Origin of the sequence: Bradyrhizobium paxllaeri (genome assembly GCF_001693515.2) — a bacterium.
Taxonomy (GTDB): domain Bacteria; phylum Pseudomonadota; class Alphaproteobacteria; order Rhizobiales; family Xanthobacteraceae; genus Bradyrhizobium; species Bradyrhizobium paxllaeri.
Genome location: NZ_CP042968.1, coordinates 3,407,166 through 3,422,334 on the forward strand (window position 1 = coordinate 3,407,166; position 15,169 = coordinate 3,422,334).

At 63.9% G+C, this 15,169-nt stretch carries 14 protein-coding genes, 1 tRNA gene and 1 pseudogene; 5 read left to right on the forward strand and 11 right to left on the reverse strand.

The features are described from left to right. Positions 1-142 precede the first annotated feature (142 nt). The 4 genes from LMTR21_RS16090 to LMTR21_RS16105 form a co-directional block, all read right to left on the reverse strand. Positions 143-1,783, reverse strand: coding sequence for an ABC transporter ATP-binding protein (locus LMTR21_RS16090; RefSeq protein WP_065756067.1), 1,641 nt, complete (start codon positions 1,781-1,783; stop codon positions 143-145). Positions 1,784-1,933: 150 nt separating this feature from the next. Further along, positions 1,934-2,824: an ABC transporter permease gene (locus LMTR21_RS16095; protein ID WP_065756068.1), complete on the reverse strand. Its 891-nt coding sequence runs from the start codon at positions 2,822-2,824 to the stop codon at positions 1,934-1,936. A gap of 11 nt (positions 2,825-2,835) precedes the next feature. Then, positions 2,836-3,777 (reverse strand): ABC transporter permease, encoded by a 942-nt coding sequence (locus LMTR21_RS16100; protein ID WP_065756069.1) that lies wholly within the window; start codon positions 3,775-3,777, stop codon positions 2,836-2,838. A 185-nt stretch (positions 3,778-3,962) separates the two neighbouring features. Beyond that, positions 3,963-5,093 (reverse strand): M20/M25/M40 family metallo-hydrolase, encoded by a 1,131-nt coding sequence (locus LMTR21_RS16105; RefSeq protein ID WP_065756070.1) that lies wholly within the window; start codon positions 5,091-5,093, stop codon positions 3,963-3,965. A 277-nt stretch (positions 5,094-5,370) separates the two neighbouring features. Here LMTR21_RS16105 and LMTR21_RS16110 point away from each other — a divergent pair, with 277 nt between their 5' ends. Then, positions 5,371-6,993: an ABC transporter substrate-binding protein gene (locus LMTR21_RS16110; protein ID WP_065756071.1), complete on the forward strand. Its 1,623-nt coding sequence runs from the start codon at positions 5,371-5,373 to the stop codon at positions 6,991-6,993. Between the two features lie 79 nt (positions 6,994-7,072). Here the strand turns inward: LMTR21_RS16110 and LMTR21_RS40020 are convergent, their stop codons facing one another. The 3 genes and pseudogenes from LMTR21_RS40020 to LMTR21_RS41825 form a co-directional block, all read right to left on the reverse strand. Continuing rightward, a complete protein-coding gene (locus LMTR21_RS40020) occupies positions 7,073-7,216 on the reverse strand; it encodes a hypothetical protein (RefSeq protein WP_187399356.1) in 144 nt (47 codons plus the stop codon). 52 nt (positions 7,217-7,268) lie between these two features. After that, entirely contained in the window at positions 7,269-7,631 is a 363-nt protein-coding gene (locus LMTR21_RS41455; protein ID WP_283813556.1) for an alpha/beta fold hydrolase, read from the reverse strand. A 71-nt stretch (positions 7,632-7,702) separates the two neighbouring features. After that, positions 7,703-8,125, reverse strand: a pseudogene (locus tag LMTR21_RS41825) (alpha/beta fold hydrolase); the annotation flags it as partial. 128 nt (positions 8,126-8,253) lie between these two features. Here LMTR21_RS41825 and LMTR21_RS16125 point away from each other — a divergent pair. Next, on the forward strand, positions 8,254-8,991 hold the full coding sequence (locus LMTR21_RS16125; RefSeq protein ID WP_065756072.1) for a lysophospholipid acyltransferase family protein: 738 nt from the start codon (positions 8,254-8,256) through the stop codon (positions 8,989-8,991). On the opposite strand, the gene LMTR21_RS16130 is transcribed toward LMTR21_RS16125, so the two are convergent. Next, entirely contained in the window at positions 8,988-9,545 is a 558-nt protein-coding gene (locus LMTR21_RS16130) for a TMEM175 family protein (protein ID WP_065756073.1), read from the reverse strand. The genes LMTR21_RS16125 and LMTR21_RS16130 overlap by 4 nt on opposite strands. Before the next feature lie 220 nt (positions 9,546-9,765). After that, positions 9,766-9,852: transfer RNA gene (locus LMTR21_RS16135), tRNA-Leu, on the reverse strand. A gap of 188 nt (positions 9,853-10,040) precedes the next feature. On the opposite strand from LMTR21_RS16135, the gene LMTR21_RS16140 reads away from it, so the two are divergent. Together LMTR21_RS16140 and LMTR21_RS16145 are read left to right on the forward strand one after the other, a co-directional pair. Beyond that, on the forward strand, positions 10,041-10,475 hold the full coding sequence (locus LMTR21_RS16140) for a twin-arginine translocation pathway signal (protein ID WP_065756074.1): 435 nt from the start codon (positions 10,041-10,043) through the stop codon (positions 10,473-10,475). Positions 10,476-10,568: 93 nt separating this feature from the next. Next, positions 10,569-11,723, forward strand: coding sequence for an IS110 family RNA-guided transposase (locus tag LMTR21_RS16145; RefSeq protein WP_065750576.1), 1,155 nt, complete (start codon positions 10,569-10,571; stop codon positions 11,721-11,723). A 560-nt stretch (positions 11,724-12,283) separates the two neighbouring features. On the opposite strand, the gene LMTR21_RS16150 is transcribed toward LMTR21_RS16145, so the two are convergent. Together LMTR21_RS16150 and LMTR21_RS16155 are read right to left on the reverse strand one after the other, a co-directional pair. Further along, a complete protein-coding gene (locus LMTR21_RS16150; protein ID WP_065756083.1) occupies positions 12,284-13,486 on the reverse strand; it encodes an FAD-dependent monooxygenase in 1,203 nt (400 codons plus the stop codon). Between the two features lie 7 nt (positions 13,487-13,493). Then, positions 13,494-13,739 carry a zinc-finger domain-containing protein gene (locus LMTR21_RS16155; protein WP_057860210.1) on the reverse strand — a complete coding sequence of 82 codons (246 nt, stop codon included), beginning with the start codon at positions 13,737-13,739 and terminating at the stop codon, positions 13,494-13,496. A gap of 248 nt (positions 13,740-13,987) precedes the next feature. Between LMTR21_RS16155 and LMTR21_RS16160 the strand changes: the two genes are divergently transcribed. Further along, positions 13,988-15,145, forward strand: a complete 1,158-nt coding sequence (locus tag LMTR21_RS16160; protein WP_065756084.1) for a hypothetical protein — start codon at positions 13,988-13,990, stop codon at positions 15,143-15,145. Positions 15,146-15,169: the final 24 nt, after the last annotated feature.

Here is a 15,169-nt window from a genome sequence, read left to right on the forward strand (position 1 = left end):
TGCCGCGTGGTACGGAATAGCGCCGCGAAGCAAGGCAGCAAATTTGAGAGCTCGTCATTCCGGGATGGTCCGAAGGACCAGACCCGGAATCTCGAGATTCCGGGCTCGATGCTGCGCATCGCCCCGGAATGACGTTGACGCGCTACTCCGCCGCCACTTCCACCGGCCGGAAATTGGCAAAATCCCAGCCGCGGCCCGGCGCGGCATCGAGAAGCGCCTTGGTATAGGCCTGTTGCGGATGGGTCAGCACCTCTGCCGCCGGTCCCTGTTCCACAATCCGGCCATGTTGCATCACCGCGACGTCGTCGCAGATCTGCGCTGCAACACGAAGATCGTGGGTGATGAACAGAAGCGCGATGCCCAGCCGCTTCTGGATTTCGTCGAGCAGCTCGAGCACCTGCGCCTGCACCGAGACGTCGAGGGCGGAAACCGCTTCATCTGCGACCAGAACGTCGGGATCGAGCGCGAGCGCACGCGCGATCGCGATGCGCTGGCGTTGGCCGCCGGAGAATTGATGCGGATAGCGCGAGACCGCATCCGCCGGCAGGCCAACCAGCTCGAGCAGCTCGCGCGCCTTCGCCAGCGCTTCGGCGCGGGGCATGCCGTAATTGATCGGGCCTTCCGCGATGGTCTCGCCGACGGTGATGCGCGGATTAAGCGAGCGATAGGGGTCCTGGAAGATGATCTGGATCTTCTTGCGGTGCGGCTGCAGGAGGCGCCGCGACAGGTCGGAGATTTCGCGCCCCGCCAGGCGAACGCCGCCTGACGTCGGATCGATCAGGCGGACGATGCAGCGCGCCACCGTCGACTTACCGGAGCCGCTCTCACCGACGATGCCGAGCGTACGGCCCTTGCGCAGCGTGAGGGTGACGTCCTTGGCGGCGGCGACTTCGCGGGCTTTGCCGAAGAAGGAGCGCTCGCGGTAGACTTTGCCGAGCTCGTTGGCTTCCAGCACGATCGGCTCGTCGGTTTCCGCGCGCGGCGCCCGCGGCACCAGGCTCGGCACCGAGGAGAGCAGGTTGCGGGTGTATTCCATCGCCGGCGTGCGCAGGATGCCGTCGAGCGTGCCGGTCTCGACCAGCCGTCCGTGGCGCATCACCGCGACGCGGTCGGCAATCTCGGCGACCACGCCCATGTCATGGGTGATGAAGAGGACCGCGGTGCCGTGATCGCGCTGCAGGTCGCGGATCAAGGTGAGGATCTGCTTCTGCGTGGTGACGTCGAGCGCGGTGGTCGGCTCGTCCGCGATCAGGAGCTTCGGTTCGAGCACCAGCGCCATCGCGATCATGATGCGCTGGCGCTGTCCGCCGGACAGCCGGTGCGGGTAGGAGGCAAAGATGCGCTCGACGTCGGGCAGCCGGACATGCTCCATCATTGCCAGGATTTTCTGGCGGCGGGCGCGGGCATCGAGATCGGTGTGGGCACGCAGGACTTCGTCGATCTGGCGGCCGACCGGCACCACCGGATTGAGCGCCGTCATCGGCTCCTGAAAGATCATCGCCATTCGTGTGGCGCGCAATTGCCGCAAGCGCTTGTCGGTGGCGGTGAGCAATTCCTCGCCGACCAGTTTGACGCTGCCGCTGGAGGGCACCAGCGCGCCCTTTTGCAGGAGCCCCATCACGGTCAGCGAGGTCACGGACTTGCCGGAGCCGCTTTCGCCGACCACGCACAGCGTCTCGCCTTCGCGGACCTGTAGGGAGACGCCGTCGATGATGCGCTGGCCGGACGGGTTCTTGCCGAGGCCGACGACGAGATTGTCGATATCGAGAACGATGTTTTTCATTTCAGGTTTTTCGACTGTCATTGCGAGGAGCGAAGCAACGAGATTGGTGGGGCGTCATTCCGGGATGGTGCGATAGCACCAGACCCGGAATGACGAGATTCCGGGTTCGCTTCGCGCCCCGGAGTGACGGCTTCAATTGCATTGAAGGCGTCACTTTCCGGCCTCCCGCTGCTTCATGCGCGGATCGAGCGCATCGCGGGCGGCGTCGCCGATCAGGTTGATGCTCAGGATGGCAATCGACAGCAACAGGCCGGGCCAGAAGATCAGCGATGGCTTGACCTGGAAGTAGGCGCGGCCCTCGGCCATGATGTTGCCCCAGGTCGGCGTTTCCGGGCTGATGCCGGCGCCGAGGAACGACAGGATCGCCTCGGTGAGGATAGCGGAAGCGCAGACATACGTGCCTTGCACGATCAGCGGCGCCACCGTGTTCGGCATCAAATGCCGCCACATGATCTTGGGCAGGCTGGTACCGACCGAGATCGCGGCCTCCACGTAAGGTTCCTCGCGCGCGGACAGCACGACCGAGCGCACCAGCCGCGCCACGCGGGGAATTTCGGGAATGGTGATCGCGACCAGCACCGTCGTCAGGCTGGCGCCCGACAGCGAGACCACGGCGATCGCGAGCAGGATGGACGGGATCGCCATCAGGCCGTCCATCACCCGCATCATCACGGCGTCGACCCAGCGGAAGAAGCCGGAGACGAGCCCGATCAGAAGGCCGATGCCGATCGAGAAGACCGCGGCGCCAAGACCGATCAGCAGCGAAATCCGCGCGCCATAGATGATGCGCGACAGCACGTCGCGGCCAAAGGCATCAGTGCCGAGCAGAAATTGCGCGCTGGCCGGTTTCAGCCGTTGCGCCGGCGTCAGCAATTGCGGATCGTGCGGCGCGAGCAGGGGTGCGAGGATCGCCATCAGGATGATCAGCCCGAGGCAGATGGTCGCGACCGCGATGATCGGGGTCGCTGTGAGGAATCCCAGTTTCGGCCGGAACGGCGTGGTGACCGGGATTGACGGTTCGGGAAGGGTTTCGATCGCCATCGTGCCGAACCTCAGTAACGAATTCTGGGATCAAGAAGGGTGTAGGCGAGATCGATCAAGAGATTGACGGCGACATAGATGCCGGACGTCAAAAGGATCATCGCCTGAATCACCGGATAGTCGCGCGCCAGCACCGCATCGACGGTGAGGCGGCCGATGCCGGGCACGTTGAACACGCTCTCGGTAACGACGACGCCGGAAATAAGCAGCGCAAAACCCGTTCCGATCACCGTGATGACGGGCACGGCAGCATTGCGCAGCGCATGGCGCAGCAGAACGCCGGTCTCGCTGATGCCTTTCGCCCGAGCGGTGCGGACGTAATCCTCACCCAGCACATCGAGCATCGCCGCCCGCGTCATGCGCGCGATCAGCGCGACATAGATGAAGGAGAGCGTGCAGGTCGGCAGGATGATGCGCTCGAAGAACGGGCCGAAGCCTGCCGTGATGCTGCGGAAACCCTGCACCGGGACCCAGCGCAGCTCGATTGCAAAGATCTGGATCAGGACGTAGCCGATCACGAACACCGGCACCGAGAAGCCGATGACCGACAGGCCCATCACGAAACGGTCGATCCACGTGCCGTGCTTCCACGCCGCGATCACGCCCAGCGGCACGGCGACAATGACAGCCAGGATGATGGTGCAGAGTGCGATCGAGATCGATGGCTCGACACGCCGGCTGATCATCGTCAGCACCGGCACGTTTGATATCAGCGACATGCCGAGGTCACCCTGCAGCAGCTTGCCGATCCAGGTGAAGAACTGGGTGTAAAGCGGCTCGTTGAGGCCGAGCGACGTGCGGATGCGCTCGAGCTGTTCAGGCGTCGCGTTGTCGCCGGCCAAAATCGCGGCGGGATCGCCCGGCGTCAGCCGCAGCAGGAGAAACACAAACAGCGCGACCACGCCCATCACGGGAATGGCGGCGAGAATGCGGCGAAGCAGATATCCGAGCATCTTGATCCGTCAGTTGTGGGTGAATTGGGCAGCGCCGGCCTTGGAGCTGGTTTCCGCGCCACCAACGTAGCATTTCAGCAAGTCCCGTGCCATTGCGCCTGCGTTTTTTGCGATGCAGCTAAGCGAATGTCATGTCGCAAAGGAGCGGGCTTCAGCTCGCAATGACGGCGGTGAGAACGTAGCCCTCACTCCAGCGTCGCCAGCAGCCCCGCCATCAGGCGGCCGCGCTCAGCCAAACTATCCACTTCAATATGTTCGTTGAGCGTATGGGCGTCGGCGCCGCGGACGCCGAGGCCATCCAGCGTCGGGACACCCATAGCACCGGTGAAATTGCCGTCAGAACCGCCGCCGGCGCTGCCATGGGGCAGTTCGAGGCCAAGCTGCGCGGCAATCCCGCGGGCCTTTTCATACAGCGCCATGGTGCCGGCATCGGGTTCCCACACCGGGCGGGTGACGCCGCGCGTCACCGTGAAGTTCACGTCATTGCTGGTGCCAGATAGCGCCAGCATGCGTTCGACGCCGCGGTCGAGATCGGCCTGACGCTTGGCCATGCTCAGCGCCTCGCCGGTGCAGGTGGTGGCGACGCAATTGACCCATTGACCGCCATGCACGATGCCGACCGAGAATGTGCAATCTTCGGTCGTCATGCCGTCGATCGCTATAATCTGGCGTGCCATTTCGCGGATCGCGGAGCGGCCGGAAGAGAGCGTGGCTCCGGCATGGCTCGGCTTGCCGACAGCTTCGAGATTGAAGCGCGCAATCGCATAGCGGCCGGTGACGACGCCGTTGTTGGGGCGTCCGGGCTCCGGCACCAGCACATATTTGTTGCGCGCCGCCTCCGCCTCGATGATGTCGCGGGTCGAGGGGGTGCCGACCTCTTCATCCGGCGTGAACAGCACGGTGATCGGCAGGGGCGTCGTGAACGCGGCGCGGGCCAGTTGCCGGATCGCTTCCAGCGAGAGGTAATTGCCGCCCTTCATGTCGAAAATGCCGGGGCCGAAGCACTTGCCGCCCTCGCGCCGCCACTTCAGTTTCTCGATGGTGCCGACGGGATGGACGGTATCCATGTGTCCGGCGATCAGGATGCCGGGCTCGCCTTGTTTGGGGTGGGGAAAGCGGGCGCGGACGCAACCGGCAAAACCCTGGCGGCCGGCGATGCGCTCGATGGTCGCACCCATGATCGCCATGTCGCGCGCGGCGAGGTCGAGCATGCGCTCGACGGCGCTCTTGTCCCAGGTCGGGCTTTCGCATTCCACCCAGCTACGCAGCCCCTGCAGCATGGCCTCGGAATCAAAGGGAAGATTGGCTGGGTTCATGGACTTCTCTTGGTTTTCTTGATCTTGGGTTTCGACTAGTCGGGCACCGGTCTCGCCACCTACGAGAATGATCTCGCGCGGATTTGTAAAGTGAAACATGAGCGCGCGTCCGCGGTATCCGCAGGGTGGTGGCCGCCTCAAAGCCGATTGACGCGCCGCGCGCTTGATGCAAGTCTTCAAATAGTCAGGATTTACAGCGTGTTAGTTCGCCCAAATAACGAACCGCATGCATAATGAATCAGCGGACTTTGACCAGTTTCACGTCAGGAGAGATCGAATGTTCCCCATCATGCGTTGGAAACGTCCCACGATAGCGTCCGCATTGTCGGCGCTTGCGCTGTCGGTAGCGGTGACATCGCTTGCCCTCAGTTCGCAGGCCATGGCCGCCGGCAAGAAGACCATCACCGCCGTGATGCATTCCGACCTGCGCGTCATCGATCCCGGTTTCACGACCGCCTACATCACCCGCGATCATGGATACATGGTCTACGACACGCTGCTGGCAACGGATTCCAATTTCAAGATCCAGCCGCAGATGGCCGATTGGAAAGTCAGTGACGACAAACTGACCTACACATTCACATTGCGTGATGGCCTGAAGTGGCATGACGGCCAGCCGGTTACGGCGGAAGATTGCGTCGCCTCGCTGAAGCGCTGGGGCCGCAACGACACGATGGGCCAGAAGCTGATGGATTTCGTCGCCAGCCTGGAGCCGATCGACGCCAAGAGCTTTGCGCTGAAACTGAAGGAGCCCTACGGCCTGGTGCTGGAATCGATCGGCAAGCCGTCGTCCTACACCCCGTTCATGATGCCGAAGCGGCTCGCGGAAACCCCTGCCGGCCAGCAGATCAAGGAACAGGTCGGCTCCGGTCCGTTCAAGTTCGTGCAGGCGGAATTCCAGCCGGGCGTGAAGGCCGTTTATGAAAAGAACCCGGACTACGTGCCGCGCAAGGAAGCGCCGAGCTGGACCTCCGGCGGCAAGGTGGTGAAGGTCGATCGCGTCGAATGGATCACGATGCCGGACGCGCAGACCGCGGTGAACGCGCTGCAGTCGGGCGATATCGACTTCATGGAGAACCTGCCGTTCGATCTGCTGCCGGTGCTGGAGGCGAACAAGGATATCAAGGTCGACGTCCTCAACAAGTTCGGTTTCCAGACGCTGGGACGGATGAACTTCCTCTATCCACCCTTCGACAACGTCAAGGTTCGCCGCGCCGCCTTCCTGGCCATGAAGCAGAAGGACGTGCTTGATGCGCTGGTTGGCAATGCCAAATATCAAAAGATCTGCGGCGCGATCTTCGTGTGCGACACTCCGCTGGAGAGCGATGTCGGCGCCGAGAGTTTGGTGAAGGGCAATGCCATGGCGGAGGCGAAGAAGCTGCTCGCCGAGTCCGGCTATGACGGCACGCCGGTCGTGGTCATGGCGCCCGGTGACGTCGTGACGCTGAAGGCGCAGCCGATCGTCGCGGCGCAATTGCTCCGCGAAGCCGGCTTCAAGGTCGACGTGCAGGCCACCGACTGGCAGACCGTCGTGACGCGCCGCGCCAGCCAGAAGCCGCCGAAGGAAGGCGGCTGGAACATGTTCTTCACCAACTGGGTTGCCGCCGACGTTTCCAATCCGGTCGCCAACGCTTCAGTCGGCGGTCGCGGCAAGAACGGCGGCTGGTTCGGCTGGGCTGAAGACGCCAAGATCGAAGAGCTCCGCGACAAGTTTGCGCGCTCCGGCTCATTGGACGAGCAGAAGAAGATCGCTGCCGACATCCAGAAGCAGGCCTATGAACAGGTGATCTACATCCCGCTTGGCCAGTATTTGATCCCGAGCGGCTGGCGCAAATCGCTCACCGGCATCGTCGACGGCCCGGCAACGCCGGTGTTCTGGAACATCGACAAGAGCGAGTAGGGCGCACCAGCTTCAATCGGACAACAAAAAGCGCGACGGAGGTTTCGTCCTCCGTCGCGCTTCTTTTTTGCAGTCTGCGTCAGCAGTGGCTGTCGCGCTCCAGTTCCGGGCCGTCGTTCAACAGCGGCGAGCGAACCTGCGGCTGTTGTGGCTGACGTGCCTGGTTCCGGGCCGGCTTGCGGTCGGTTGCGGCGGGTTTGTCCAAGGGTTGTTCGTTGGCCAATTTGTCGTGCTCCTTTTTGTGCACGACAACATTCTTGCGGGCGTTGCGTTCCTCACGCAGGGTGCGCCGCGAGATGTTCCAGCATTAATTCGCATACACGTTCCGGCGCCTGATCCGCCGCAAAGTGGCCGACGCCGGGCAGCACCTCGAAGCGATAGGGCGCGGCGATGAAATCTACGGTGCCTTCGGCGGCGGCGCGGCCGACGGTGTCGTCGACGTCGCCCCAGATATAAAGCGTCGGCACGCGGATCGGGCCGAGCGGCCCGCGGATTGCGCCGCGCGCACGATACCAGGCCAGCGCCCCTTCCATGGCGTCCTTGTTGCCGAGCACGGCAAGATGCCGCTCGATCGCCTCGGTGGGAACGCCGTTGGCGGCGAGACGCTCGCGCAGCCATCTGGCGTCGTCTGCGAGCACGATATCGGCGGCGTCAGGTTCCAGAAACGCCTTGTGATGTTTTGAGCGCTGCGCCTGCTCTCCGTCGGTTTCGAGCGCGCGATTGAACGCATTCGGATGCGACGGGAGAGAATGGTGAGCGAGGCCAGCCGTTCGTGGTGGCGATCAGCGATGCCCCAGGCGATGCTGCCGCCCCAATCGTGGCCGGCGAGATGAAAACGCGCTTCGCCATAGCCCGCGGCCGCCGCGATCGCCAACGCATCGTCCATCAGTCGGTCGATCAGGTAATGCGAAAATTCGCGCGGATCGGGGCGGGCGCCCGGCGAATAGCCGCGCTGGCTCGGCGCGATGGCGCGATAACCCATGTCGCCGAGCGCCGTGACCTGCGCGCGCCAGCAATGCATCGATTCCGCAAAGCCATGCAGCAACAGCACCAGCGGCGCGCCGGGCGGGCCGGCCGTGATGGCATCGAAGACGAGATGTGGCGCGATGGCGATCTTTTCGCTGTCGGGCATGCGGCGATCCTGGACGGATAATCGGGCCGATCCATGGTGGGCCTATTTCAGCCGGGCGGGCGGAATTGTGCAACCCGGGAAAAGTGCTGTATGGGAAGCCGCACCATAGGCCCGAGAGGACGGAACGTTTGCACTATCTGAGGTCCATACTATTCGATACCGCCGTGGTGATCCTGACGGTCGTCGTTGCATCGACGGTGCCGTTCATGGCGCTGTTCAACGCGAGCAGTGCGACCGTGCGTGCGGTCTCCCAGGTATGGGCCAACGGCATCATGTTCCTGATGAAGTACGTGATCGGGCTCGACTATCGCGTCGAGGGTCGTGAGCACGTTCCTGACGGCCCCTGCATCATTGCCTGCAATCACCAGTCGCTGTGGGAGACCGCAGCGCTCTGCGTGATCTTCCCCGACGCCAGCATCGTCGCCAAGAAGGAGCTGAGAAAGCTGCCGATGGTGGGATGGTTTCTCGAGCGCTATCCGATGATCCTGGTCGATCGCTCGGCGGGCCGGCACGCGCTGCGCCAGATGGTCGATGAAGCGAGAAGAGCAGTCGGCGAGGGCCGCAAGGTGCTGCTGTTTCCGCAGGGGACGCGGCAGGCGATCGACGAGCCCGTGGTGTTTCAGTCCGCCGGCATCTCCGCGCTCTATACCAATCTCGAAGTCTCCGTGGTGCCGGCGGCGTGCAATTCGGGGCTGTTCTGGGGCAAGAAGACCCTGATGATGCACTCCGGCATTATCACGCTCTCGTTCCTGCCGCCGATTGCGCCGGGCCTGCCGCGAAAGGAATTTCAGGAGAAGATGGAGCGGATGATTGCGGAGGAGGCGAGCCGGCTGCTGAAGGTGAACGAGGCAAAGGTCTCGCGCTAGCCCTCGCGACGCGCGGCGAGCCAGCCTGCGAGAGGCGCAAGGAATGCCAGGCACCAGATGAACTGTGAGATTCTCGGCGCGACGAAAGCCACGGCCGTGCCGAGCACGAAAACGCCCAGCGGAAGCAGCGCCGTCGCCAGCAACGGCGGATTGCTCTGGCCCCGCAGCGCCAGGACCCACAACAGCGCGTTCAGCGCGGCGATCACGGTCAGGTGGAATCCATAGAGCACCGCGATCACGCCATCGATCCGATAGACGCCATAGAGACCGTTCGTCACCGGCAGGATGATGATCGAGAGCAGAAAAAACAGATTGAGAAACACCACGCCGCGCCCGCCTTCCGGCGCCACGGCAAGCCGCCGGTGATGGCTGAACCAGAATAGCCCGGCGACGATGAAACTGATCGTCAGCGCGATGACGGGGTGCGCGTAGACGTGGATCAGACCCATCCAGGTCGGCGCTTCCTTGAAACTGCTGGCCTTCGGCAGATCATAGGCGAGCAGCGTCATGGCAACGCCGAAGATGGTGTTGCTCAGCATCTCCAGCCGGCGCATTTCGAAAAGACCGATTTGCGGCAATGTAGTCCCCAGGCTCCCAAGTCCGTTCCCGGCCACCCGCTCAAGCTATGCCTCGCAGGGCGCGGCTTGCCTAGCCGTAGCTCGCGGCCGTCCAACAGTCCGTCTTCGCTTTCGCTGTGCTCAAGCTTCGCCGGATACGCTTCGCCCTGCCGGCCTCAGCGTGGCTGCGCCACGCGTAGCCCGTCAGGGCGAAGCGTGGTGCGGGCGGTGGGACTCGAACCCACACGACGTTGCCATCGAGGGATTTTAAGTCCCTTGCGTCTACCAGTTCCGCCACGTCCGCTTAGTCTCAGGAGATCAGATACTTAGCGCGTTTTCCGGAGAAGTGAAATTGGGATAATCTCCAGCCCGAACGCTCCCCACCTTTAAGTGAGCGCGCGCGCCAAAGCAAAGCCTCAATGCGGACACTTGGGGTGTTTACTTGCGGCGAGCTTTAGGCGATCTCAACATAATCCATCTAACGAAGGTCTGATGTCCAACTCGTTGTCCCATCGCCGGTTATTCTCGCGCAGCCCCGCCGCGCTGGCGCTGGTTGCGCTGAGCGTCGCCCTGTCCGGCTGCGCCAGCATGAGCGATACCATTTCGCCGGCCTTCGTCGATCCCGCCAGATACGATCTCTACGATTGCAAGCAGCTCGAGCCGGAGCGCAAGAGCCTTGCCAATCGCACCGACGAATTGCAGCGGCTGATGACGAAGGCGGAAACCGGCGTCGGCGGTTCGGTGGTGGCGGAGGTGGCCTACCGCAACGACTACATCGCTGTACGCGGACAGTCGAAGCTGGCCGAGGAGGCCTGGCAGAAGAACCGGTGTCACGAATCGAAACCGGAAGCCAGGCCGGCGCCGACCCCGCCATCGATCGCGCCGGCTCCCGTCGCCAAGAAGGGCCGTGCGAAGACGAGCGGCTAGCGCAAATTAGTAGCTGTCTTGTAGATCCTATGGGTGGCAGGTGTTCAGGGGGTAAGTTGAGTTTGCGACCCCCACTCACCCAGAGGATCCACGATGTGCACAGATCACGCTGACACACCCGCCGGCTGCGAGTATGCCACGGTTTACGTTGCTTTCGAACTGAGCAAGGCGAAATGGCAGCTAGGCATAATGATGCCTGGTGCCGAGAAGGTGAGCCGTTACCGGATTGACGGTGGCGACTTGGCGGCGTTGTCGAGTTTGCTGGTCAAGGCTCGATCGAAGGCGGCGCAGACGGGGAAGCCGGTTCGTATCCTGTCTTGCTATGAAGCAGGTCTCGACGGTCATTGGCTGCACCGCTGGCTTGCCGACAACGAGGTGCTCAATTACGAGATCGATGCGTCGAGCATCGAGGTGAACCGGCGGGCACGGCGTGCCAAGACCGATCGGATCGACCTGGCGCAGTTGATGCGCTCGTTTCTGGCTTACCTGCGTGGCGAACCGCGGGTTTGCAGCATGGTTCGGGTTCCCACGCCTGAGGAGGAGGACCGCAAACGGCGCACGCGCGAGCGCGAGCGGCTGCTGGAGGAGCGCACCGGGCACAGCAATCGGATCAAGGGGCTGCTGCATGGCCAGGGTATCCGCGATGTCATGCCCCTGAAGCCGGACTTCTTGTCGGGTCTGGAGGAGATGCGTACCGGCGATGGGCGCGCTCTGCCGCCGCGGCTGAAGGACGAGATCCGTCGCGAGCATGAGCGGCTGGTCTTGGTGCACAAGCAGATCAAGGCGCTCGAGGCAGCGAATGCGGCCGCGCATCGGGCACCGGCCAAGGACTCGGTAGAGGCGAAGGCGGTTCAGCTTGCCCAACTCAAGGCGATCGGCCCGCACATCGCCCAGCTTCTCGCCAACGAGGTCTTCTACCGCAACTTCAAGAACCGGCGTCAGGTCGGCAGTTGCTTCGGACTGACCGACATGCCCTACGACAGCGGCGCCAGCCGCAGGCAACAGGGCATCAGCAAGGCTGGCAATCGCCGAGCGCGAACGACCGCCATCGAGCTCGCCTGGCTATGGCTGAGCCATCAGCCCGACAGCGAGCTGAGCCGCTGGTTCCGCGAGCGGGTTGGCAACCTCAAGGGTCGCATCCGCAAGATCGCCATCGTGGCGCTGGCGCGCAAGCTGATGGTGGCGCTCTGGCGCTATCTGGAAACCGGCCTTGTGCCGAGCGGCGCTGTGATGCGTCCAAGTCTCTAACCAACGCCGGTGTGCCAATGACGGCCGACGTGATCCAGGACAGACGTGTGACCGAACCCGGGCTTGGGTCTTCGGATTCCGCTTTCGTAGATGGGTCCCGTCTCTTCTGGGCCTTACCTTCACCCGTGCATGAAAGATCAGGGTCCGGGCCACCACACCCGACCGGATACAAGTTGATGCGGTGTTGGCCGCATACGACGTCACGGCCCAGTCCAGGACATCACGTCAAGCTGTCAATCGCGCGCCTCGAAACGTCCCGATCCGAAAGCTTCGCACCGGCCTTGCCACCGTCAAGGCCGCTACGCGCCGCCTCCGGCGGTGGCCTGCGGCCAGCCTTGACCGTGCCGCGTCCGGCGCAGCGGCTATCCATCGGAACGAAACAGCCATCAAGAGCCGTTGCTCTCCACCGAACATGCCAAGGCAAAGCCATGCCCTAATGAATCAATCCCCTTGACAACCACTACCCCATACAAGCCCGGATGAGCGAAGCGACATCCGGGAATTACACGGGTAGCCGTTTCCCGCATGTCGCTGCGCTCATGCGGGCTACAGCCTCTCCGCTACACCCGCCAATCATAGATCCAGTTCTGCCGCGCCAGCATGCGCTCCGGTCCCATCGCCTTGATGGCGAAGTCGCGCGCCAGCGCCAGCGGTCCGGTGAGATGATAGATGCGCCCCTGCTGCCGGGCGGCGCGCTGCACGCGCAGCACGCGACCGCGCCGCTGCCGGCCATAGCGCTTCAGCGCCGCCGGGATACCCGCGATATTGTCGCCCGGGCTTTCGCTCAAGGATTTGGCGAGCACGGCGGCGTCCTCGATCGCCATGCCGGCGCCTTGCGCGGCAAACGGCAGCATCGCATGCGCGGCATCGCCGAGCAGCGCGATGGCGCCGTCGGTCCATTCGCCGATATCGGGCAGGGTGAACAGCGCCCATCGCCGCCAGCCGTCGACGGCGCCGATCAGCATCCGCGCCGTCGCAGGCCAGCGCTGCGAGGCGAACGCGCTCTTCAGTTCGTTGGCTTCGCCCGGCGCGCTCCAGCCCGGCCGGTTCCAGGTTCCCGGCACGATCGCGACGACGTTGATCTGCCGCGCCCCCGAGATCGGGTAGGCGACCAGGTGGGCATCCGGCCCCATCCAGAGTTGCACGCGGGCCGACGTATATTCGCGCGGCAGCGTCGTCGCATCGAGCGTTCCTCGCCAGGCGATCAGGCCGGAAAATTGCGGTTGCACCTCCGGGAACAGATGGTTCCGCACTGCCGACCAGATGCCGTCGGCGCCAACCAGCGCCGCCGCGAGCTCGTGTTGCCGCGTATTGCCGCGGCGCTGGACCACGGTCAGCCCCTTGGCGTGCGAAGTCACGTCTTCGAACTGGCAGCCGAGCCTGAGGTCGATGTCCGGATGGTCGTTGACCGCAGCCAGCAGTGCGGCTTGCAGATCGGCGCGGTGCATCACCCAGTAGGGCGCGCCGGCGCGAAGGCTGGCGGCCTCGCCGAGCGGCAGGCGGGCGATCTCCCCGCCCGCGCGGGCACTCATGATGTTGATCGCCTCGGGCGTTACGGCACGGGCAGCGAGCCGCGAGCGCAGGCCGAGATCGACCAGGATCCGGCTGGCGTTGGGCGAAAGCTGCAGCCCGGCACCGGCCTCCTCCAGCCGTTCCGCCTTCTCCAGGATGATGACGCGAAAGCCCTTGGCAGCGAGCGAAAGCGCTGCCGTCAGTCCCCCGATCCCGGCACCAGCAACAATGATGGTGCGCGCGGCAGCCACCGAAAGGTCAGGCGACCTTGTCCCTCAGGACGCATTCCGGCGGCCGGGCTTCGCCGGCGCCGAGGTCGGCGGCAAAGCGGTACAGCGTCGAGCAATAGGGGCAGATGATCTCGTTGTCGTTGCCGAGGTCCAGGAACACGTGCGGATGGTCGAACGGCGGGTTGGCGCCCACGCACATGAATTCCTGCGAGCCGATCTCGATTACCGAGACCCCGGCGTCGTTATGGAAGTGCGGGACGACATGGTCGGACATCGGGTTTCACCTTGGATAGCAACGACGGGCGCACGCAATCAACGCGACGCGGCTGGTTCGAAATGCCGCGCACCATAGTGGGGGGTGCCGATGATTCCTAGAGCCGATTCGGGATGTCCCGCCGCACATTTGCTCATGCAAATTCGACACAATCTTGTCGTCGGAGAAAAGCCCTTCTTTCGTCGGGGCAGTTGTGTCTTAAAAACGGCATACCATCTAGATAAAGACGAAACATTAGGTTTTTTTGGATGAGGCGATTGCGGCTCGGTTCGGCTCTGGCAGGGGCAGTGGGATGCCTTGTGCTCAGCGTGGCGGTGTGCGCCGCGCTGTGGCCGCACGCCCGCGAGGCTGGCGCCATTCTGGCCGCACAGGACGATCCCGCGGCGCTGTCCGATATCCACATCAATTCCGCCCTGCAGAGCAATCAGGCGCTGGTCACCGAGAATATCGAGGCCGCACTCGCCGAGGGCGATTCCGATCTCGCCAACAGCTTTGTCGAACTCGCCCGCGACAGGGGCATTGTCGTCAGCGATGAATTGTCGAAGCGGGTCAGCGATGCCGTAACGGAGGCAGGTTCTGCATCGCATTTTGCCAAACGCTTTGCCACGGGTCTCGTGACCGGTAATGCCGACGACGTTGCAAGCTTGTCCGGCACGGTCGCCGGCGATCTCTTCGTGTTCGGCGACATCAGGGACGTCGTGCGCGAGGGCAAGCATCTCGCGACCGGCGAAGAGGTCGACCGGCTGGTGCTGGGCCTGGCGACAGTGGGCCTCGCGGTGACTGCCGCGACCTACGTATCCGTCGGCGGTCTTGGCCCGGTGCGTGCCGGCCTTTCCATGGTCAAGGATGCCCGCAAGGTTGGACGTATCGGCGAGGGGCTGACGCAATGGGCCGGCCGTTCCGCGCGCGAGGTCGTCGATGCGCCCGTGCTGCAGCAGGCGGTCGCGAAGGGTTCGGTGCTGCGGCCCGGCGAGACCATCAGCGCGATCAAGGCGGCGTTCCGCGCCGAGAAGGCCGGTGCGCTGGTGCGGCTGGCAAAGGACGTCGGACGCGTCGGCGAAAAGGCCGGCACCCGCGGCGCACTCGACACGCTGCGCATCGCGCAAGGGCCGAAGGATGTCGCCCGCGCGGCACGGCTTGCCGAATCCAAGGGCAGCCAGACCCGCGCGATTCTGAAGGTGCTCGGCCGCGGCGCGCTGCTGCTGGCGACCGGCGCCTTCAATCTGACGATGTGGGTGTTCGGCGCGCTATTGGCGCTGTTCGGTTTTCTCTCATCGATCAAGGCCACCACCGAGCGCGCCACCGAAGCGTGGCTGCGTCGCAAGAAAGCGCGCCGGTTAAGGCAGGCGGCAGCAGCATGCTCGCCGTCCGACCCGGCTCTGGCGAGTGCTGCCGCGCAGGGCTAGACTTGCAGCCATTGCAAGCTCGCC